Genomic DNA, 19558 nt, shown 5'->3' with positions numbered 1-19558 from the left:
GCCCCGTGGGCGGCACCGGCGCAGCATCGGCCGGGTCGGCCGCACCCGGCGCACCCGGCGACGCGGTCGGCGCGTCCGGCGTGATCGCCCACCGGCCCTGCCGGCAGACCCGTGGACCCGTACAGGAACAGGAAGAGGTACCCATGTCCGAGCAGCACCACCGCCACTCCGAGCAGGAACCCGCCGCCGGCGAGGAGTTCTGGGACGCCCGCTACAGCGAGAGCGACCGCATCTGGAGCGGCAGGCCCAACGACGTCCTGATCCGCGAGGCGGCGGACCTCGCCCCCGGCCGCGCGCTCGACATCGGCTGCGGAGAGGGGGCCGACGCGGTGTGGCTGGCCCGGCAGGGCTGGCAGGTCACCGGCACCGACATCTCCGGGGTGGCCCTGGAGCGGGCGGCGCGGCACGCCGAGGAGGCGGAACTCGCCGACCGCATCGCGTGGGAGCGGCACGACCTCGCGGAGTCCTTCCCCGCCGGGGAGTTCGACCTGGTGTCCGCGTGCTTCCTGCACTCGTACGGGGACTTCCCCCGCGAGCGGATCCTGCGCACGGCCGCCGCGGCCGTGGCCCCCGGCGGGGTGCTGCTGGTCGCGGGCCACGCCGGCGGGCCCTCGTGGGACCCGGACAGGCACGCGGACATCCACTTCCCGACCCCGCGGGAGGTCCTGGCACAGCTGGAGCTGCCCGGGGACGACTGGGAGGTCCTGCTCGCCGAGGAGCACGACCAGCCCATGACCGCCCCCGACGGCAGTCCCGGCAGCCGCCGGGACAACGCGCTGAAGGTCCGCCGGGTGCGCTAGGTCCTGTCACAGGGCCTAGGGGGTGTCGGTCCCCCGGGGCCCGGCCCGGGTCAGAAGCCGAGCTTGCGCAGCTGCTTGGGGTCCCGCTGCCAGTCCTTGGCCACCTTCACGTGGAGGTCGAGGAAGACCGGGGTCCCGAGCAGCGCCTCGATGTGCTTGCGCGACTTCATCCCGACCTCCTTCAGCCGGGCGCCCTTCGGGCCGATGATGATGCCCTTCTGGCTCGGCCGCTCGATGTAGACGTTCGCGTGGATGTCGAGCAGCGGCCGGTCCGCCGGGCGGTTCTCGCGCGGGATCATCTCCTCGACGACCACGGCGATGGAGTGCGGGAGCTCGTCCCGCACGCCCTCCAGGGCCGCCTCACGGATCAGTTCCGCGACCATGACCATCTCGGGCTCGTCGGTGAGGTCGCCCTCCGGGTACAGCGGCGGGCTCTGCGGCAGCATCGGCGCGATCAGGTCGGCCAGCAGCTGGACCTGGGTGTCGCCGACCGCGGAGACGGGCACGATCTCGGCCCACTCGAAGCCCAGCTCCTCGGCGAGCTGGTGCACGGCGATGAGCTGCTCGCCCACCACCTTGGACTCGACCAGGTCGGTCTTGGTGATGATGGCGATCTTGGGGGTCTTCTTGATCCCCGCGAGCTCCTTGGCGATGAACTTGTCGCCGGGGCCGAGCTTCTGGTCGGCGGGCAGGCAGAAGCCGATGACGTCGACTTCCGACCAGGTCGCGCGCACCACGTCGTTGAGGCGCTCGCCGAGGAGCGTGCGCGGCTTGTGCAGACCGGGGGTGTCCACGAGGACGAGCTGGGCGTCGGGGCGGTGCACGATGCCGCGGACGGTGTGGCGGGTGGTCTGCGGCCGGTTGGAGGTGATCGCGACCTTGGTGCCCACGAGTGCGTTGGTGAGGGTCGACTTGCCGGCGTTGGGGCGGCCGACGAAGCAGGCGAAGCCCGCACGGTGCGGGCCGGTGGACTCGGGGGAACGATCGCTCATACGGGCCATTCTCCCCGATGCGGCTCCCCGCGCCGACCAGGCCGTGGCGGCGAGGAGGGTCCCGCCCGCGAGAAGCGTGGCGATAAGGGGGTGCGCGACGTAGGCGGCGCGGCCCTGAGCTGTGGTTCCGCCGTCCGCGGCGCGGACCGTCAGCTCCGCGTGTTCCATGGCGGGCGCCCCCTCCCAGCGGGCCTCGAGGCGGACTTCCCGGCCGGGCGGCAGTTCGGTGGGCAGCCCGGTCAGCACCCTGCCGGGCAGCGGTCTGCCGAGGGCGCCGGAGGCGGTCAGGACGGCGCGGGGGCGGAGGGTGACGTTGCCGGTGTTGCGGAGCGTGTAGGCGACGCGGGCGCCCGAGCCCTCGCGGCGGACGGAGACGTCCCGGACGGCGAGGGCGGGAGCGGCGGGCCCGGTCACCCGCAGGTGGAGGCGGGCGGCGACGGCCTGCTGGACGCCGATGCCCCCGGCGTGGCGGCGGGCCGGTCCTCCAGGGCCACGATGGTTCCGGGGTGGTCGCCGGGTTCCGCCCGGTCGGGGACGGTCAGGGTGAAGGCGACGCTGACCGCGCCGCCGGCCGGGACGGTGACCCGCTCCCGGTCGAGCCGTGTCCACGCCGCGGCGGCCAGCCGCGGCTCCTCGGGGCCGCGGACGGCGAAGCCGCCGTCCCGGGGGGGGTGGTGGGCATCGGCGGGATAGAGCCGGAAGGTGCGGGGCCGGTCGGTGCGGTTGGTGACGGTCACCGCGTCGGTGACGGACCGGCCGGGGGCGGCGTTGAGGTGGAAGTACGGGCGCCGGCCGAGGGCGCCGGCGGCGGGGAGCACCGACCACCGGCCGTTGTCCGCGGCCCGCGCCGGCCCGGCCGCGCCCGGCCACACCGCGGCGAGGACGGCCGCCACCAGCACGGCCGCCGCGAGCGCGGGCCCGCGCCCGGCCGCCGCCGCGCGGAGCCCTGCCCGCCCGGTCCGGCGCCGCCCGCGGGCCGTCACGACAGCGTCAGCGTCAGGACCGCCGCGTAGGCGCCGGGCGGAGTGAACCGCGGGACCTGGAGGGTGACCTCGGCGTCGATGGTGAAGGTGCCGCCCGCCGGCGCTGCGTCCGGGCCGGAGGCCGGCACCGCCCCCTCCGGGCCGACCGGGCCCGCGCTGCCCGCCGCGCAGGGGCTGCGGCCGCCCGCCCCGGCGGTGCAGGTGGGCGTCCAGGAGAGGGAGGCGCCGGGGATGCGGACTCCGCCCGGTCCGGTGAAGTCGGTGACCTTGCCGGTGAGGGGCCAGCCCGCCGGACCCCCGCGGGTGTCCGTGACGGTGACGGTCCCGATCCGGCCGGGCGCGGCCCCGCCCGCTCCGTACGGGACGGCGCCGAGGGCGATCCGCTCCCCGGCCTGGGTCATGCCGAGGGCGCCCGACTCGGGCGCGGCGGTGAGCACGTGGGTGCCGGGCGGTGGCGGTGGCGGGGCGACGACCGCGTACGCGGCCGGGCCCGAGCCCCGCCCCGACAGGGGGCCATTGACGAGCGGGCGGCGGAAGAAGTCAATGCGCGGGCCGGGCATCGCCTGATGGACCATCGGAAGATGTCAGCGAGGGGGCGCTTGGCCGGGCCGGGGCGGCGGCGCGCCGGCCTCCCGGAACGTGCGCCGGTAGGCCGTCGGGCTCACCCCCAGTGCCGCCTGCACGTGCTTGCGCAGCGACTGCGCCGTCCCGAAGCCCGCCTCCCGCGCCACCTGCTCCATCGGCAGGTCCGTCCGCTCCAGCAGCCGCCGGGCCCGCTCCACCCGCTGGCCGAGGATCCACTGGCCCGGACTGACCCCGGACTCCTCGCGGAACCGCCGTGTGAAGGTGCGCACGGACACGGCCTCCTGGCGGGCCAGGTCACTCAGACGCAGCGGTTCGTGCAGCCGGTCCAGCAGCCGTGCGCGGACCGCCGCGGTGCCGGCGCGCTGCGGATGCGGCATCGGCCGCTCGATGAACTGCGCCTGCCCGCCGTCCCGGTGCGGCGGTACGACGGTCCGCCGGGCCACGTCGTTGGCGACGGCCGCGCCGTGGTCGCGGCGGACGATGTGCAGGCACAGGTCGATGCCGGCGGCGACTCCGGCGGAGGTGAGCACGTCCCCGTCGTCGGTGTAGAGGACGTCCGGGTCGACCCGGACGGCCGGGAACAGCCGCTGGAAGTGGTCGGCGGAGGCCCAGTGGGTGGTGGCGCGGCGCCCGTCGAGGTACCCGGCGGCGGCGAGCACGTAGCCGCCGGTGCAGATGGAGACGAGCCGCGTGCCGGGCCGGATGTGGGCGAGGGCTGCGGCGAGTTCCCCGGTCAGCCTGCCGTGCTCATGGACCGGCCCGAGTTCGTAGGAGGCCGGAACGACCACCGTGTCCGCGGTGGCCAGCAGCTGCGGGCCGTGCTCCACGTGGACCGCGAAGTCGGCGTCGGTCGGCACCGGGCCGGGGGCGAGCCCGCAGGTCAGGATGGCGTACAGCGGCCGCCCGGCCGGGTCCTTGGCGCGGCCGAAGATCCGGTGCGGGATGCCGAGTTCGAAGGGGAGCAGCCCGGCGAGGGCGAGGACGACGACGCGATGGGGGGCGGCGGGCGGCGCGGCCCGGTCGCCCCTGCTCCGGCCGCCCCCGCTCCGGTCGTCCCTGGTCCGGTCGCCCGCGTCCCCCTCACCGGTGTCCTGACCGCCCGCGTCCCGCTCGCCAGTGTCCCGATGGCCGGTGTCCCGATCGCGCGTGCCGTGGTCCTCCATGGCCCGATCGTATCGAAGCATGTCGGTCAGGCCACTGTCGTGGATCACCGCCGGCGCCGGAAGCTGGGCGGGTGACGCAGACAGCACCCTCCTCCAAAGCCGCCCCGTGCCCGCCCCGGCGGGCCGGGCGCGTCCACCGCGCCTGGTCCGTCGCGGCGGTCGCCTTCGTGACGATCATCGGCTCCGCCGCCTTCGCCTCGCTGCCCGGACTGCTCATCGAGCCCCTGCACGAGGAGTTCGACGGGTCGCGCGGGACGATCGGCTTCGCCGTCTCCGTCAACTTCGCGCTGTACGGGCTCACCGCGCCCTTCGCGGCCGCGCTGATGGACCGTTTCGGCATCCGCCGGGTCGTGGCCCTGGCCCTGCTGGTCATCGCCGGCGGCTCGGTCGCCACCGTCTGGATGACCGCCGCGTGGCAGTTGGTGCTCTTCTGGGGCGTCCTGGTGGGCCTGGGCAGCGGCTCGATGGCCCTGGCCTTCGCGGCGACGGTGACCAACCGGTGGTTCACCGCACGGCGCGGCCTGGTCACCGGCATCCTGACGGCGGCCGGGGCCTCCGGCCAGCTGGTCTTCCTGCCGCTGCTGGCCTGGCTGGTCCAGCACCACGGCTGGCGCCCGGCGGCCGTCACGGTCTGCCTCACCGCGCTCGCCGTGGTCCCCTTCGTATGGCTGCTGCTGCGCGACCACCCGGCGGACGTGGGCCTGGCGCCGTACGGCGGTACCTACGCGCCGAAGCCCGCCCCGGTGCCGGGCGCCGCCCGCCGGGCGCTCACCGTGCTGTCCCGGGCGGCCCGGACCGGCCCCTTCTGGCTGCTGGCGGGCACCTTCGCGATCTGCGGGGCCTCCACGAACGGCCTGGTCAAGACCCACTTCGTACCGGCGGCCCACGACCACGGGATGCCGGTGACGGCAGCGGCCGGGCTGCTGGCGGTGATCGGCGTCTTCGACGTGGTCGGCACCGTGGCGTCGGGCTGGTTCACCGACCGCTTCGAGGCGCGGCGGCTGCTGGCGGTGTACTACGCCCTGCGCGGGATCTCGCTGCTCTTCCTGCCGATGCTGCTGGCCCCGGCCGTGCGCCCGCCCATGGTCTTCTTCATCGTCTTCTACGGCCTGGACTGGGTGGCCACCGTCCCGCCGACCATCGCCCTGTGCCGCGAGCACTACGGCGAGGACGGGGCGATCGTCTTCGGCTGGGTGCTGGCCTCGCACCAGGTGGGCGCGGCGGCCGTCGCCTTCCTCGGCGGGCTGGCCCGGGACGTCTTCGGCTCGTACGACGTCGTCTGGTACGCCTCGGGGGCGCTGTGCGCCGTGGCGGCGCTGATGTCGATGGTGATCCGCCGCCGCCCCGCTCCGGCCGCGACGGCCGTCCCGGCCGGAGCGTAGGGGCCGGGGCGTTCAGCCGGCGGGGGTGGTGGACTTCAGGGTGCCGTCCGGACCGGCCAGCAGCACCGGGGTGTCCGGGCCGCCCAGGTCGCGGACGGCCGCGCGGTCCGCGTCGGCCGGGGCGTCGGCGGAGCTGACGACGGCGGCGGCCTCGAGCGAGCGGGCCCCGCTCGCCACGGCCATCGCGACGGCGGTCCGCAGGGCGCTCAGCTTCAGGGAGTCCAGCTCCACCGTGCCGGCGACGTAGGTGCGGCCGGTCTCGTCGCGCACCGCCGCCCCTTCCGCCACGCCGTTGCGGGCTCGGGCGCTGCGCGCCAGCGTGATGATCTTGCTGTCCTCGGGGTCGATCCCGGTGGTGTCGGTCATGGGCGAAGCATAGGGAGCGCCCGGGCGGGGTCGTACGACGGCCCCGCCGGGGGGCGTCACGGCCGGTCGAGCCGCAGCCGCTCCGCCTTGGGCAGACCCGCCACGACCAGGTCGTAGGAGTCCTCCACGAGCTCGCGGACCAGCGCGTCCGGCAGGCCGTCGGGGCCGCCCACGGTCACCGTGTTCCAGTGCCTCTTGTTCATGTGGTAGCCCGGCACGATCGCCTGGTGCTCCGCGCGCAGCCGTACGGCCAGCTCCGGCTCGCACTTGAGGTTGACCTTCAGCGGCTCGGCGTCCAGCACCGTGAGCGCGAACACCTTGCCCAGCACCTTGAAGACCGAGGTCTCCGGGGTGAAGGGGAACTCCTCCACCGCGGCGTTGAACGCCAGACAGAACTCCCGCAGCTGCGCCGGGGTCATCCCGCCTCCCCCGCCGTCTCCTCCTCGGCCACCGGCTCCACCAGCACCGTCACGATCTTGTTCCGCCGGCCGGCCGGGGATTCCGCCGTCAGCCGCAGCGGACGCCCGTCCGGCAGCTCCACCAGCGCCGTGGCGCCCGCGATGGGCACCCGGCCCAGCGCCTTGGCCAGCAGGCCCCCGACCGTCTCCACGTCCTCGTCGTCGAAGGCCTCGACCTTGAACAGCTCGCCGAGGTCGGTGATGTCGAGGCGTGCCGTGACCCGGTAGCGGTCCTCGCCGAGGTCCTCGACGGGCGGCAGCTCACGGTCGTACTCGTCGGTGATCTCACCGACGATCTCCTCCAGGATGTCCTCGATCGTGACGATCCCGGCCGTGCCGCCGTACTCGTCGATGACGACCGCGACGTGGTTGCGCACCTGCTGCATCTCGCGCAGCAGGTCGCCCGCGTTCTTGGTGTCCGGCACGAAGACCGCCGACCGCATGACGGTGGAGACCAGGTCGGACTCCGACTCGCGGCTGACGTGGGTCTTGCGGACCAGGTCCTTCAGATAGACGATGCCGACGATGTCGTCCTCGTTCTCGCCGGTCACCGGGATGCGCGAGAAACCGGAGCGCAGCGCGAGCGTGGTGGCCTGGCGGACCGTCTTGTACCGCTCGATGCACACCAGGTCGGTGCGCGGCACCATCACCTCGCGCACCAGGGTGTCGCCCAGCTCGAAGACCTGGTGCACCATCCGGCGCTCGTCGTCCTCGATGAGCGATTCCCGTTCCGCCAGGTCCACCATCGCGCGCAGCTCGGCCTCGGAGGCGAACGGCCCCTTGCGGAAGCCCTTCCCGGGCGTGAGCGCGTTGCCGATGAGGATCAGCAGCTGCGGGATCGGCCCCATCACCCGGGCGAGGGGTACGAGGACGTACGCGGCGGCCGTCGCGGTGTTCACCGGGTGCTGGCGGCCGATCGTGCGCGGGGAGACGCCCACGGCGACGAAGGACACCAGCACCATCACGGCGATGGCCGCGAAGACCGCGGTCCAGGTCTTTCCGAACTCGTCGAGGCACACGTAGGTGACGAGCACGCCGGCGGCCATCTCGCAGGTGACCCGGACCAGCAGCGCCACGTTGAGGTACCGGGTGAGGTCGCCCGCCACCTGGGCGAGCTTCTCGCTGCCGCGCCGGCCGTCCCGTACGGCCTGCTCGGCACGGAAGGTGGAGATCCGGGCGAGCGCGGACTCGGCGCACGCCGCGAACCAGGCCACCACGACCAGCAGGACGGCGCCGGTGATCAGTTGCGGGGCGTTCACGAGACGGTGGGGGCGGGCGACGGACCGGTCATGCCGCGCTCGGCGCGCCAGCCGTCGACGATGGCCGCCTGGAGACCGAACATCTCGGCCTTCTCGTCGGGCTCCTCGTGGTCGTACCCGAGCAGGTGCAGCACCCCGTGGACGGTCAGGAGCTGGAGCTCCTCGTCCATGGAGTGCTGCGTCGGGGCGTCCTCGCCCTGCTTCTTGGCGACCTCGGGGCAGAGCACGATGTCGCCGAGGAGCCCCTGCGGGGGCTCCTCGTCGTCCTTCGCCGGCGGACGCAGCTCGTCCATCGGGAAGGACATGACGTCGGTGGGTCCGGGCAGGTCCATCCACTGGATGTGGAGCTGCTCCATGGCGTCCTCGTCGATGACGATGACGGAGAGCTCCGAGAGCGGGTGGATCCGCATCCGGGTGAGCGCGTAGCGGGCGATGTCGAGGATCGCCTGCTCGTCGACCTCGGTTCCGGACTCGTTGTTGACGTCGATCGACATGGTGCGCTGGGTTCTACTTCCGCTGGTGGCCGTTCGCGGCCTGCTGGCCGTCGTCGTACTTCTCGTACGCGTCGACGATACGGCCGACCAGCTTGTGGCGGACGACATCCTCGGACGTGAGCCGCGAGAAGTGGATGTCCGGGACGCCCTCCAGGATGTCCTGCACCTGGCGCAGACCGCTCCTGGCCCCGCCCGGCAGGTCGACCTGGGTGATGTCACCGGTGATGACGATCTTGGAATCGAACCCGAGGCGGGTCAGGAACATCTTCATCTGCTCGGTGGTCGTGTTCTGCGCCTCGTCGAGGACGACGAACGCCTCGTTGAGGGTGCGCCCGCGCATGTACGCCAGCGGGGCCACCTCGATGGTCCCGGCGGCCATCAGCCGGGGGATCGAGTCCGGGTCCAGCATGTCGTGCAGCGCGTCGTAGAGCGGACGCAGGTAGGGGTCGATCTTGTCGAAGAGCGTGCCCGGCAGGAAGCCGAGCCGCTCCCCCGCCTCGACGGCGGGCCGGGTCAGGATGATGCGGCTGACCTGCTTGGACTGCAGGGCCTGGACCGCCTTGGCCATGGCGAGGTAGGTCTTGCCCGTACCGGCGGGGCCGATGCCGAACACGATCGTGTTCTTGTCGATGGCGTCGACGTACCGCTTCTGGTTGAGGGTCTTGGGCCGGATCGTGCGGCCACGGCTGGAGAGGATGTTCTGGGTGAGCACCTCGGCGGGAGTCTCCTGCGGACCGCCCTCACTGCCGTTGCCGCTCGCCTTGAGCATGGCGATCGAGCGTTCCACTGCGTCCTCCGTCATCGGCTGCCCGGTGCGGAGCACCAGCATCATCTCGTCGAACAGGCGCTGGATGAGAGCGACTTCCGCCGCCGCCCCGACCGCGCTGACCTGGTTGCCCCGTACGTGGATGTCGGCCTGCGGAAAGGCCTTCTCGATCACGCGCAACAGGGCGTCACCGGAACCGAGGACCGTCACCATCGGGTGCGTGGCCGGAACGGTGAAGTGGGCTCGCGCCTGGCCCGGCGCGGGGATGTGGGCTGTCGGTGTCTGAGTCATGGGCCGGCACTGTGGCCTGCGCATACCTCCCGCTGAGGGGCCGCGCCGATCGACGACCTCCGGACTACAAGGGTACGTCGCCCCGGCGGCATCCCCGAGGGGTTTTCCACCGGCGCTCGACCGGCCGGGGCCTGCCTGGGGGGCGGGGGCGGTCCGCGGCCCGCCGGGCCCGCTCCGGCGTGTCGGCCCCGCGGGCTAGGCGAAGTGCCGGAACCCGATGGTGGGCACCGCCCGGCGCCGGGCGGCGGGGGTCGAGGGGTGCGGGACCAGGTCGTCGAGGAACGCGTAGCGGCCGCGCAGCCCGGCCGGGGCGGTCCGCCACCAGTGGGCCACCTCCGGCCAGCCGGGGGCCGAGAGGGAGCCGCCGAACTCCTGGACCGACAGGGCCGCCGTCAGCCCCGCGAAGGCCAGCCGGTCCGCCAGCGGCCAGCCCGCCAGGGTGCCCGTGAGGAAGCCCGCCACATACACGTCGCCCGCGCCGGTCGGGTCGAGCTCCTCCACCGCGATCCCCGGGACGTGGGCCGTCTCGCCCGTCCGGCCGTCCACGGCGTACGAGCCCTCCGCGCCCATCGTCACCACCGCGATCGGCACCAGTTCGGCCAGCGCCCGGGCCGCCGCGCGCGGACACTCGGTCCGCGTGTACCGCATGGCCTCGCCCGCGTTCGGCAGGAACGCCTCGCAGTGCGCCAGGTCGATCAGGGCCCCCAGGTCCCACTGCCCGCTCTCGTCCCAGCCGACGTCCGCGAAGACCCGCGCGCCGCGCCGGGCCGCCTCCCCGATCCACGGCTCGCCCCGCCCGGGCGCCAGCGCGGCCACGGCCGCCCGGGCCCGCGGCGGGCACTGCGGGAAGGGGGCGGGGCCGGCCGGCGGCGGTGCCTCGTGGCCGTGCGAGACCATCGTGCGCTCGCCCTCGTACGCCATCGAGACGGTGACGGGGCTGTGCCAGCCGGGGATCGTCCGCGACATGGACAGGTCGATGCCCTCGCCCTGCTCCAGGGCGTCCCAGCAGTACTCGCCGTAGTGGTCGTCGCCGAACGCGGCGGCGAGCGAGGTGCGCAGGCCGAGGCGGGACAGGGCGGTGGCCATGTTGGCGACGCCGCCCGGGCTGGAGCCCATGCCGCGGGCCCAGGACTCGGTACCGCGCACCGGGGCCGAGTCGAGGCCGGTGAAGATGATGTCGAGGAAGACCGTGCCGGTCAGGAACACGTCGCAGGCCGGCTCCTGAGGGGTGCGCAGCGGGCCGAGCGGGTCCAGGGCTGCGGTACGGCGGTCGACGTGGTCCCGACTGGTCACGCGGTACTCCCCGTGGGCTTGGAGGGTCGTTCGTTCCCGTAGGTTCTCGGAGCGCTGCTTTCCGGCGGAAAGATCCCAGCCATTCCCGGCCCGCCCGAGTCCCAACCCAGTGTGTCCCAGATCACTGCAGAACGGCTCTCCTCCCGCTCTCGGGCGACTTGACGAGAGGGGGCCCGCGGGCCGCGCGCCTCGGCCCTTGGCCAGAGGCCTCAGCGGCGCTTCGGCAGCGGTACGCGCGCCAAGTCCTCCGCCACGGTCAGCTCGCCCTCGAAACCGGCCGCGCGGGCCTGGCGCGCGAACTCGGACGGGTCGGTGTAGCGCTGCGAGAAGTGCGTCAGCACCAGGTGGCGGACACCCGCGTCGCGCGCCACCCGCGCCGCCTGCCCTGCCGTGAGGTGCCCGTGCTCGGTGGCCAGCGGCGTGTCCTCGTCGAGGAAGGTCGACTCGATCACCAGCATGTCGCAGCCCTCGGCCAGCTCGTCGACGCCCTCGCACAGCCGGGTGTCCATGACGAACGCGAACCGCTGCCCCGGCTTCGGCTCGCTGACCTGCTCCAGGGTGACGTCGCCCAGCCGCCCCTCGCGCTGGAGCCGGCCCACGTCCGGCCCGAGGATCCCGTGCCGCGCCAGCAGCTGCGGGATCATGCGGCGCCCGTCGGGCTCGGTGAGCCGGTAGCCGAAGGACTCCACCGGGTGCGAGAGGCGCCTGGCCTCCAGCACGTAGGAGTCCCCGCGCGCCAGGACCCGCATGCCCTCCCCGGCCACCGGCTCCTCGGCCAGCGCAACCGTCTCGCGGTAGGCGGTGGCGTAGCGCAGCCGGTCGAAGAACTGCTGCCCCGAGGCCGGGTAGTGCGCGGTGACCGGGTGCGGGACCCGGTCGAGGTTGATCCGCTGGATCACCCCGGCCAGGCCGAGGCTGTGGTCGCCGTGGAAGTGGGTGACGCAGATCCTGTTGATGTCGTGCGCGGCCACCCCGGCACGCAGCATCTGGCGCTGCGTGCCCTCGCCCGGGTCGAAGAGGACGCCCTCGCCGTCCCAGCGCAGCAGGTAGCCGTTGTGGTTGCGGTGGCGGGTGGGCACCTGGCTGGCGGTGCCCAGCACCACGAACTCGCGTACGGACACGGGCTATCCGGGGGGCCACTGGAGGCCGCGGCCCCCGAGGACGTGCGCGTGGGTGTGGAAGACGGTCTGACCGGCGCCGGCGCCGGTGTTGAAGACGATCCGGTAGCCCTGGTCCTCGACGTTCTCCTCGAGGGCGATCCGGCCGGCCTCGACGAGGAGGTCGGCGGCGACGGCCGGCTCGGCCGCGGCGAGCGAGGCCGCGTCCGGGTAGTGCGCCTTGGGGATCACCAGGACGTGCGTCGGCGCCTGCGGGTTGATGTCCCGGAACGCGGCGGTCGTCTCGGTCTCCCGGACCAAGGTCGCCGGGACGGTCCCCGCGACGATCTTGCAGAACAGGCAGTCGGCCTGCGGTTCCCCGGCCATCGCTTCGCCTCCGTGTCGTTGATCGCTCCGGGCATCGTATCCCCGCCGGGACGGGGGGAGTTCCGGCCGGTGGCGTCGCCGTCCCAGGTCGGCCTAGGACCAGCGCCCGGTACGGGCCAGCAGGACGGCCGTGGCCGCCGTGCCGGCCGTGGAGGTGCGCAGGACGGAGCGGCCCAGGCGGTAGGGGTGCGCTCCGGCCCCGGCGAAGGCGGCCAGTTCGTCCGGGGAGACCCCGCCCTCCGGACCGACCACCAGCACGACGGACCCGGCCGCCGGCAGCTCGGCGACGGCCAGCGCCTCGGAAGGGGTGTCGCGGTCCTCGTGCAGGACCATCGCCAGGTCGGCGCCGGCCAGCAGGGCCGCCACCTGCTTGGTGGACATGGCCTCGGCCACCTCCGGGAAGCGGACCCGGCGGGACTGCTTGCCCGCCTCCCGGGCGGTGGCACGCCACTTCGCCAGAGACTTGGCCCCCCGCTCGCCGCGCCACTGCGTGATGCACCGGGACGCCTGCCACGGCACGATGGCGTCCACGCCCGTCTCGGTCATGGTCTCCACGGCCACCTCGCCCCGGTCCCCCTTGGGCAGGGCCTGGACCACGGTGATCCGGACGGCCGGTTCGGGCTCTTCGAAGGCCCCGGACACCGTCACGACCAGCCTGTCCTTGCCCTCCGCCGCCTTGACGACCGCCTCCGCCCAGCCGCCCCGGCCGTCCGTGAGGACCACCGCCTCGCCCGGGTTCAGCCGCTTCACCGACACCGCGTGCCGGCCCTCCGGGCCGTCCAGGACGAACTCCGGTCCGGCCGGGACCTCTTCGACCACGAACACCGGGGCGGTCATGACGCACTCCTCATCTGCATTGCCTTCAACGTGCTCTGTGCCTCGGCCAGTTCGGCCGCCAGCACTTCCATCAGCTCCCCTGCGGGCAGCGCCCGCGCCAGCCGGTGCCCCTGGCCCGCCCACAGGGCCATGCCCTGCGGGTCCCCGGCCGCGGCGGCCGCTTTGCGCAGCCCCGCGGTCAGGTGGTGGACCTGCGGGTAGGCGGCCGGGGCGTACGGCCCGTGCTCGCGCATGAACCGGTTGACCAGGCCCCGCGCCGGCCGCCCGGAGAAGGCCCGGGTGAGCTCGGTGCGGACGAACAGCGGGTCGGTCAGCGCCTTCTTGTGCAGCGGGTCCGCCCCCGACTCGGGGCAGGCCAGGAAGGCCGTGCCGAGCTGGGCGGCCTCCGCGCCCGCCGCGAGCAGGGCGGCGATCTGCGAGCCCCGCATCAGTCCGCCCGCGGCGATGAGGGGCAGCGCCACCGCCTCCCGCACCTGGGCCACGAGCGCGAGCAGGCCCACCGAGGCCGTGCCGTCGGTGCGCGGGTCGTCGCGGTGCGTGCCCTGGTGGCCGCCGGCCTCCACCCCCTGGACGCAGACGGCGTCCGCCCCGGCCTGCTGCGCGCGGCGGGCCTCCTCGACGGAGGTCGCGGTGACGACGGTGTACGTCCCCGCCCTGCGCAGCGACGCCAGGACCGCCGGGGCGGGGACGCCGAAGGTGAAGGAGACCACGGGGACCGGGTCCTCCAGGAGGATCGCGAGTTTGGCGTCGTAGCCGTCGTCGCAGGTGCCCATGACGTCCTCGTCGGCCAGCGAGACCTCGTACCAGCTCGCCTCGCCGGCCAGCTGCCCGCGGTACGCCTCGACGGCGGCCGGGTCCACGTGACCGGTCTGCGGCACGTGCAGGTTCACCCCGAAGGGGCGCCGGGTGAGGGCGCGCACCTGCTTGATCTCCTGGTACATGCCGTCCGCGGTCTTGTACCCGCCCGCCAGGAAGCCCAGTCCGCCCGCCTCGCACACGGCGGCGGCGAGCCGGGGGCAGGAGGCGCCGCCCGCCATGGGGGCCTGCACGATCGGGTATGCGCAGAGACCGTTCGCTGCCGAGGACATGCCCTGCATCGTGCCATGTCCCGCTCAGGGGGCCGAATCACGGCATTCGCCTGGCATAGTCCGCTTGCCGGCGCGGCCGGAACACACGGGACGAGCCCGGTCGGGGCATCCCCGGCCGGGCTCGTCCACAAGAGGTCGCAGGCGGTCAGCGGCCGTTGAAAGCGTCCTTCAGGCGGCTGAAGAGCCCCTGCTGGCCCGGCGCGAACTGGCCGGTCGGCCGCTCCTCGCCGCGCAGCTTCGCCAGCTGGCGCAGCAGCTCCTCCTGCTGGGCGTCCAGCTTGCCCGGGGTGGTCACCTCGACGTGCACGATCAGGTCGCCCCGCCCGCCGCCGCGCAGGTGGGTGACGCCCCGCCCATGCAGCGGGATGGACTGCCCCGACCCGGTGCCGGGCCGGATGTCGATCTCCTCCATGCCGTCCAGCGTCTCCAGCGGGCACTTGGTGCCGAGGGCCGCCGCCGTCATCGGGATGGTGACCGTGCAGTGCAGGTCGTCCCCGCGCCGCTGGAAGGTCGGGTGCGGCAGCTCGTGGATCTCCACGTACAGGTCGCCGGCGGGGCCGCCGCCGGGGCCGACCTCGCCCTCGCCCGCGAGCTGGATGCGGGTGCCGTTCTCGACACCGGCCGGGATCTTGACGGTGAGGCTGCGCCGGGAGCGGACCCGGCCGTCGCCCGCGCACTCGGGGCACGGGGTCGGGACGACGGTGCCGAAGCCCTGGCACTGCGGACAAGGCCGCGAGGTCATGACCTGGCCCAGGAAGGACCGGGTGACCTGCGAGACCTCGCCGCGGCCGCGGCACATGTCACACGTCTGCGCGGAGGTGCCGGGGGCGGCGCCCTCGCCGGAGCAGGTGGTGCAGACGACGGCCGTGTCGACCTGGATGTCCTTGGTGGTCCCGAAGGCCGCCTCGTCCAGCTCCAGGTCCAGGCGGATCATGGCGTCCTGGCCGCGCCGGGTCCGCGAGCGCGGGCCGCGCTGCGATGCCTGGCCGAAGAAGGCGTCCATGATGTCGGAGAAGTTGCCGAAGCCGCCCGCCCCGAAGCCGCCCGCGCCGCCACCGCCGCCGGAGGAGGACAGCGGGTCCCCGCCCAGGTCGTAGACCTGCTTCTTCTGCGGGTCCGAGAGCACCTCGTAGGCCGCGTTGATCTCCTTGAAGCGCTCCTGCGTCTTCGGGTCCGGATTCACGTCCGGGTGGAGTTCACGCGCGAGGCGCCGGAAGGCTTTCTTGATCTCGTCCTGCGATGCGTCGCGGCGCACGCCGAGAACGGCGTAGTAGTCCGTGGCCACTTACGACTCCGCCAGGATCTGTCCGACGTAACGTGCCACTGCGCGTACCGCTCCCATCGTTCCGGGGTAGTCCATGCGGGTCGGTCCGACCACGCCGAGTTTGGCGACCGTTTCGCCGCCCGAACCGTAACCGACCGAGACGACCGACGTGGAGTTCAGCCCCTCGTAGGCGTTCTCGTGCCCGATCCGTACGGCCATTCCCGACTCGCCGGCCTCGCCCAGCAGCTTGAGGAGCACGACCTGCTCCTCCAGCGCTTCGAGCACCGGCCTGATCGTCAGGGGAAAATCGTGTCCGAAGCGGGTGAGATTGGCGGTGCCGCCGATCATCAGCCGCTCTTCGGCTTCCTCGACCAGGGTCTCGAGGAGCGTCGAGAGCACGGTCGACACCGTGCCCCGGTCGTCCGCCTCGAAGGACTCCGGAAGGTCCTGGACGAGCGGCGGGACGTCGGTGAAGCGGCGCCCGACGACCCTGCTGTTGAGCCGCGCCCGCAGGTCGGCCAGCGATGCCTCCCCGAAGGGGCCGGGGCAGTCGATCAGCCGCTGCTCGACGCGCCCGGTGTCCGTGATCAGTACGAGCATCAGGCGCGCGGGAGCCAACGAGAGCAGCTCCACGTGCCGGACGGTCGACCGGGTCAGGCTCGGGTACTGGACGACGGCGACCTGCCGGGTCAGCTGCGCGAGCAGCCGCACCGTGCGGCCGACCACGTCGTCGAGGTCGACGGCGCCGTCGAGGAAGTTCTGGATGGCACGCCGCTCGGGACTCGACAGCGGCTTGACCCCCGCCAGCTTGTCGACGAAGAGGCGGTAGCCCTTGTCGGTGGGGATCCGGCCGGCGCTGGTGTGGGGCTGGGCGATGTAGCCCTCCTCCTCCAGCACGGCCATGTCGTTGCGCACGGTGGCGGGCGAGACGCCGAGCCGGTGCCGCTCGGTGAGCGCCTTGGAGCCGACCGGCTCCTCCGTCCCGACGTAGTCCTGGACGATGGCACGCAGCACTTCGAGTCTGCGTTCGCTGAGCATGCGCACACCTCCAGCTCTGGTCCGTTGCCGTGTTCGTGGTCCGCTGACTGGCACTCTGGCCGTTCGAGTGCCAGGGATCCCCCGCTCAGTGTACGGCCGGGTGGTCCGGCCCTGGCAAGGGAGGCCCGCCAGGGTAGCGTCGCGGCATGGACGTGCGATGGGAAGAGGCGGGCTGGGAAGGGCTGACCGCGAGGACCGGCCGGCGGCGGCTGCCGGTGTGGGACTGCACCGTGGGACTGGTGGTGGGGGACGATTCCGTGCTCCTGGTGGACCCGGGCTCCTCGCTGCGCGAAGGTGCGCGGGTGCGGGCGGAGGCGGAGCGGCTGACGGGCCGGCACGTGACCCATATCGCATTCACCCACGGACATTTCGACCACGTACTGGGCGCGGCCGCCTTCCCCGGCGCCGAGGTCTTCGGCGCGGTCGGGCTGGACGCGCTGCTCGCCACGGGCCGCGAGGAGCTGCGCGGGGACGCGGTGCGCCACGGCCTGGCCGAGGCGGAGGCCGCGGAGGCGGTGGAGCTGCTCGTGCCGCCGAAGCACCTGGTGTCGGGCGAGTGGACGCTGGAGCTGGGCGGGGTGCGGGTGCTGCTGGCCAACGTGGGCCCCGGGCACACGCGCCACGACCTCGCGGTCTTCGTGCCGGGCGAGCGGGAGACGGTGTTCTGCGGGGACCTGGTCGAGGAGTCGGGCGAGCCCTCGGCGGGCCCCGACGCGGCGCCCCGGCAGTGGCCCGCGGCCCTGGACCGGCTGCTGGCCCTGGGCGGGGACGACGCTCAGTACGTGCCGGGTCACGGAGCGGTGGTCACCGCCGCCTTCGTGCGGGGGCAACGCGCCGCACTGGCCGCCCGTTTCGGCGTGTCGTAGCCATGAGCGCGGTGCCTCTCCTACGCTCGGCCGGATGCGCGAGTACTCCCCCGACCTGACCCCCCAGTGGAAGCGCCCGAAGGCCGTGCCCGAGGTGGCGGCGGAGCCCGATCTGGTCGTCGAGGCGGCCGGTACGGACTTCTGCGGCGCGGTGGTGGCCTGCGAGGCGGGCACGGTGACCCTGGAGGACCGCTTCGGCAAGCGGCGGGTGTTCCCACTGGAGCCCCGTGGCTTCCTGCTCGACGGGGCCGTGGTGACCCTGGTCCGCCCCTCGCGCGGCCCCGCCGGGCCCCGGCGCACCGCTTCCGGCTCGATCGCCGTCCCGGGGGCCCGGGCGCGGGTGGCCCGGGCCGGGCGGATCTACGTGGAGGGCCGCCACGACGCCGAGCTGGTGGAGCGGGTCTGGGGCGACGACCTGCGGATCGAAGGGGTGGTGGTGGAGTACCTGGAGGGCATCGACGACCTCCCGGCCATCGTCGCCGACTTCGGCCCGGCCCCGGACGCCCGCCTGGGGATCCTGGTGGACCACCTGGTGCCGGGGTCCAAGGAGTCCCGCATCGCGGCGTCGGTGACCTCTCCGGACGTCCTGATCGTGGGCCACCCGTACGTGGACGTCTGGCAGGCGGTGAAGCCGTCCGCCCTGGGCATCGCCGCGTGGCCGGTGGTCCCGCGCGGCCAGGACTGGAAGACGGGTGTCTGCCGCGCGCTGGGCTGGCCGGAGAACACCGGCGCCGCCTGGCAGCACATCCTCTCCCGGGTGACCTCCTACAAGGACCTGGAGCCCACCCTGCTGGGCTCGGTGGAGCACCTCATCGACCACGTGACGGCTCCCTAGCACTGCCCGGGCCGGCGGGTGCCGGGGCCGGGGCCGGGGCCGCGGTCAGTCGACCAGGTCCCGGACCACCGCGTCGGCCAGCAGCCGCCCCCGCAGGGTCAGCACGGCGCGTCCCGCCCCGTACGGCTCCGCTTCCAGCAGCCCGTCCGCCAGGGCGCGGCGGGAGGCCTGGAGTCCCGCCGGGGCGAGCAGCGACAGCGGCACGCCGTCCACCAGCCGCAGCTCCAGCAGGATCCGCTCGACCCGCCGGTCCTCCTGCGACAGCAGCTCGCGCCCGGCCCCGGGGGACCGCCCCTCGGCCAGCGCGGCGGCGTAGGCCCCCGGGTGCTTGACGTTCCACCAGCGCACCCCGCCCACGTGCGAGTGCGCGCCCGGCCCCGCGCCCCACCAGTCGGCGCCGCGCCAGTAGAGCTCGTTGTGCAGGCAGCGCCCGGCCTCCGAGGCTGCCCAGTTCGACACCTCGTACCAGGAGTAGCCGGCCTGCGCCATCACCGCGTCCGCGATCAGGTAGCGGTCCGCGTGCACGTCGTCGTCCGTCATCGGGACCTCGCCCCGGCGGATCCGCCGCGCCAGCTGGGTGCCCTCCTCCACGATCAGCGCGTAGGCCGAGATGTGATCCGGTCCGGCGCCCAGCGCCGCGGAGAGCGAGGCCCGCCAGTCCTCGTCGGACTCACCGGGCGTGCCGTAGATCAGGTCCAGGTTGACGTGCTCGAAGCCCGCCTCCCGGGCCTCGGCGACGCAGGCCTCCGGGCGCCCGGGGGTGTGCGTGCGGTCCAGCACCTTCAGGACGTGCTGCCTGGCGCTCTGCATGCCGAAGGAGATCCGGTTGAAGCCGCCGGCCCGCAGCTCGGCCAGGTAGCGCGGGTCCACCGACTCCGGATTGGCCTCGGTGGTGATCTCCGCGTCCTCGGCCAGGCCGAACTCGTCGCGGATCGCCCCGAGCATGCGGACGAGGTCCCCGGCGGGCAGCAGGGTCGGCGTGCCGCCGCCCACGAAGACCGTCCGCACGGCCCGGGGGTCGTCCCCGAGCACCTTGCGGGCGAGGCGGACCTCGTCGATCAGGGTGTCGGCGTAGTTCTCCCGCGAGGCGAGCACACCGCCGGTGCCCCGCAGCTCGGTGGCCGTGTAGGTGTTGAAGTCGCAGTAGCCGCAGCGCGTGGCGCAGTACGGAACGTGCAGGTAGAAGCCGAGCGGCCGGTCACCCGCGCCCGCCAGGGCGTGCGGCGGCAGCGAGCCGTCTGCGGGCATGGGTTCACCGTCGGGCAGTGCGGAAGGCATGACCCCATCATCCCGCACCGCCCCGTGCTCCTCGAC

General features: G+C 73.9%; 21 protein-coding genes. 4 read left to right on the top strand and 17 right to left on the bottom strand.

Annotation, left to right across the window (positions count from 1 at the left end):
• Positions 1 to 143: 143 nt before the first annotated feature.
• Entirely contained in the window at positions 144 to 800 is a 657-nt protein-coding gene (locus tag AC07FY_RS00610; RefSeq protein WP_478998706.1) for an SAM-dependent methyltransferase, read from the top strand.
• Between the two features lie 50 nt (positions 801 to 850).
• Here the strand turns inward: AC07FY_RS00610 and era are convergent, their stop codons facing one another.
• The 4 genes from era to AC07FY_RS00590 form a co-directional block, all read right to left on the bottom strand.
• Complete coding sequence (gene era, locus AC07FY_RS00605; RefSeq protein ID WP_478999797.1) at positions 851 to 1801, bottom strand: GTPase Era; 951 nt, start codon at positions 1799 to 1801, stop codon at positions 851 to 853.
• 401 nt (positions 1802 to 2202) lie between these two features.
• The gene (locus tag AC07FY_RS00600) at positions 2203 to 2775 is read right to left on the bottom strand and encodes a hypothetical protein (RefSeq protein WP_478998704.1); all 573 of its coding nucleotides are present in this window, start codon (positions 2773 to 2775) and stop codon (positions 2203 to 2205) included.
• A complete protein-coding gene (locus tag AC07FY_RS00595) occupies positions 2772 to 3350 on the bottom strand; it encodes a WxL domain-containing protein (protein WP_478998702.1) in 579 nt (192 codons plus the stop codon). Before AC07FY_RS00595 ends, AC07FY_RS00600 begins: the two co-directional genes overlap by 4 nt.
• Positions 3351 to 3359: 9 nt before the next feature.
• Positions 3360 to 4523 carry a GlxA family transcriptional regulator gene (locus AC07FY_RS00590; RefSeq protein WP_478998700.1) on the bottom strand — a complete coding sequence of 388 codons (1164 nt, stop codon included), beginning with the start codon at positions 4521 to 4523 and terminating at the stop codon, positions 3360 to 3362.
• 71 nt (positions 4524 to 4594) lie between these two features.
• Here AC07FY_RS00590 and AC07FY_RS00585 point away from each other — a divergent pair, with 71 nt between their 5' ends.
• Positions 4595 to 5905: an MFS transporter gene (locus tag AC07FY_RS00585; RefSeq protein ID WP_478998698.1), complete on the top strand. Its 1311-nt coding sequence runs from the start codon at positions 4595 to 4597 to the stop codon at positions 5903 to 5905.
• Between the two features lie 12 nt (positions 5906 to 5917).
• On the opposite strand, the gene AC07FY_RS00580 is transcribed toward AC07FY_RS00585, so the two are convergent.
• The 12 genes from AC07FY_RS00580 to hrcA form a co-directional block, all read right to left on the bottom strand.
• Positions 5918 to 6271, bottom strand: coding sequence for a cytidine deaminase (locus tag AC07FY_RS00580; RefSeq protein ID WP_478998697.1), 354 nt, complete (start codon positions 6269 to 6271; stop codon positions 5918 to 5920).
• A 56-nt stretch (positions 6272 to 6327) separates the two neighbouring features.
• Positions 6328 to 6690, bottom strand: coding sequence for an MmcQ/YjbR family DNA-binding protein (locus tag AC07FY_RS00575; protein ID WP_478998695.1), 363 nt, complete (start codon positions 6688 to 6690; stop codon positions 6328 to 6330).
• On the bottom strand, positions 6687 to 7988 hold the full coding sequence (locus AC07FY_RS00570) for a hemolysin family protein (protein ID WP_478998693.1): 1302 nt from the start codon (positions 7986 to 7988) through the stop codon (positions 6687 to 6689). Before AC07FY_RS00570 ends, AC07FY_RS00575 begins: the two co-directional genes overlap by 4 nt.
• On the bottom strand, positions 7985 to 8482 hold the full coding sequence (gene ybeY, locus AC07FY_RS00565; RefSeq protein WP_362593749.1) for an rRNA maturation RNase YbeY: 498 nt from the start codon (positions 8480 to 8482) through the stop codon (positions 7985 to 7987). The genes AC07FY_RS00570 and ybeY overlap by 4 nt, the downstream gene beginning before the upstream one ends.
• 13 nt (positions 8483 to 8495) lie before the next feature.
• Positions 8496 to 9539: a PhoH family protein gene (locus AC07FY_RS00560; RefSeq protein ID WP_478998691.1), complete on the bottom strand. Its 1044-nt coding sequence runs from the start codon at positions 9537 to 9539 to the stop codon at positions 8496 to 8498.
• Positions 9540 to 9734: 195 nt separating this feature from the next.
• Positions 9735 to 10832, bottom strand: a complete 1098-nt coding sequence (locus AC07FY_RS00555; RefSeq protein WP_478998689.1) for a carbohydrate kinase family protein — start codon at positions 10830 to 10832, stop codon at positions 9735 to 9737.
• Between the two features lie 209 nt (positions 10833 to 11041).
• Complete coding sequence (locus AC07FY_RS00550) at positions 11042 to 11953, bottom strand: ribonuclease Z (protein WP_478998687.1); 912 nt, start codon at positions 11951 to 11953, stop codon at positions 11042 to 11044.
• A gap of 3 nt (positions 11954 to 11956) precedes the next feature.
• Complete coding sequence (locus AC07FY_RS00545) at positions 11957 to 12316, bottom strand: histidine triad nucleotide-binding protein (RefSeq protein WP_478998685.1); 360 nt, start codon at positions 12314 to 12316, stop codon at positions 11957 to 11959.
• A 93-nt stretch (positions 12317 to 12409) separates the two neighbouring features.
• Positions 12410 to 13153, bottom strand: coding sequence for a 16S rRNA (uracil(1498)-N(3))-methyltransferase (locus tag AC07FY_RS00540; protein WP_478998683.1), 744 nt, complete (start codon positions 13151 to 13153; stop codon positions 12410 to 12412).
• Positions 13150 to 14241: a nitronate monooxygenase gene (locus tag AC07FY_RS00535; protein WP_478998681.1), complete on the bottom strand. Its 1092-nt coding sequence runs from the start codon at positions 14239 to 14241 to the stop codon at positions 13150 to 13152. The genes AC07FY_RS00540 and AC07FY_RS00535 overlap by 4 nt, the downstream gene beginning before the upstream one ends.
• Before the next feature lie 145 nt (positions 14242 to 14386).
• Positions 14387 to 15526 (bottom strand): molecular chaperone DnaJ, encoded by a 1140-nt coding sequence (gene dnaJ / locus AC07FY_RS00530; RefSeq protein WP_478998679.1) that lies wholly within the window; start codon positions 15524 to 15526, stop codon positions 14387 to 14389.
• A complete protein-coding gene (hrcA, locus tag AC07FY_RS00525; protein ID WP_478998677.1) occupies positions 15527 to 16543 on the bottom strand; it encodes a heat-inducible transcriptional repressor HrcA in 1017 nt (338 codons plus the stop codon).
• 146 nt (positions 16544 to 16689) lie between these two features.
• Here hrcA and AC07FY_RS00520 point away from each other — a divergent pair, with 146 nt between their 5' ends.
• Entirely contained in the window at positions 16690 to 17409 is a 720-nt protein-coding gene (locus AC07FY_RS00520) for an MBL fold metallo-hydrolase (RefSeq protein WP_478998676.1), read from the top strand.
• Positions 17410 to 17443: 34 nt separating this feature from the next.
• On the top strand, positions 17444 to 18244 hold the full coding sequence (locus AC07FY_RS00515; RefSeq protein WP_478998674.1) for a DUF3097 domain-containing protein: 801 nt from the start codon (positions 17444 to 17446) through the stop codon (positions 18242 to 18244).
• A 45-nt stretch (positions 18245 to 18289) separates the two neighbouring features.
• Here AC07FY_RS00515 and hemW read toward each other — a convergent pair whose 3' ends face one another.
• Positions 18290 to 19522, bottom strand: coding sequence for a radical SAM family heme chaperone HemW (hemW, locus tag AC07FY_RS00510; RefSeq protein ID WP_478998672.1), 1233 nt, complete (start codon positions 19520 to 19522; stop codon positions 18290 to 18292).
• Positions 19523 to 19558 lie beyond the last annotated feature (36 nt).

The organism is Streptomyces sp. NPDC045967, from assembly GCF_056430495.1.
Note: the sequence above shows the minus strand (reverse complement) of the source record. Positions and strands in the feature narration are given on the sequence as shown.

Coding starts and splice junctions, on each gene's coding strand:
- AC07FY_RS00610 (WP_478998706.1), top strand. CDS start 144: ATGTCCGAGCAGCACCACCGCCACTCCGAGCAGGAACCCGCCGCCGGC.
- era (WP_478999797.1), bottom strand. CDS start 1,801: ATGGCCCGTATGAGCGATCGTTCCCCCGAGTCCACCGGCCCGCACCGT.
- AC07FY_RS00595 (WP_478998702.1), bottom strand. CDS start 3,350: ATGGTCCATCAGGCGATGCCCGGCCCGCGCATTGACTTCTTCCGCCGC.
- AC07FY_RS00590 (WP_478998700.1), bottom strand. CDS start 4,523: ATGGAGGACCACGGCACGCGCGATCGGGACACCGGCCATCGGGACACT.
- AC07FY_RS00580 (WP_478998697.1), bottom strand. CDS start 6,271: ATGACCGACACCACCGGGATCGACCCCGAGGACAGCAAGATCATCACG.
- AC07FY_RS00575 (WP_478998695.1), bottom strand. CDS start 6,690: ATGACCCCGGCGCAGCTGCGGGAGTTCTGTCTGGCGTTCAACGCCGCG.
- ybeY (WP_362593749.1), bottom strand. CDS start 8,482: ATGTCGATCGACGTCAACAACGAGTCCGGAACCGAGGTCGACGAGCAG.
- AC07FY_RS00560 (WP_478998691.1), bottom strand. CDS start 9,539: ATGACTCAGACACCGACAGCCCACATCCCCGCGCCGGGCCAGGCGCGA.
- AC07FY_RS00545 (WP_478998685.1), bottom strand. CDS start 12,316: ATGGCCGGGGAACCGCAGGCCGACTGCCTGTTCTGCAAGATCGTCGCG.
- AC07FY_RS00540 (WP_478998683.1), bottom strand. CDS start 13,153: ATGACCGCCCCGGTGTTCGTGGTCGAAGAGGTCCCGGCCGGACCGGAG.
- AC07FY_RS00535 (WP_478998681.1), bottom strand. CDS start 14,241: ATGTCCTCGGCAGCGAACGGTCTCTGCGCATACCCGATCGTGCAGGCC.
- hrcA (WP_478998677.1), bottom strand. CDS start 16,543: ATGCTCAGCGAACGCAGACTCGAAGTGCTGCGTGCCATCGTCCAGGAC.
- AC07FY_RS00520 (WP_478998676.1), top strand. CDS start 16,690: ATGGACGTGCGATGGGAAGAGGCGGGCTGGGAAGGGCTGACCGCGAGG.
- AC07FY_RS00515 (WP_478998674.1), top strand. CDS start 17,444: ATGCGCGAGTACTCCCCCGACCTGACCCCCCAGTGGAAGCGCCCGAAG.
- hemW (WP_478998672.1), bottom strand. CDS start 19,522: ATGCCTTCCGCACTGCCCGACGGTGAACCCATGCCCGCAGACGGCTCG.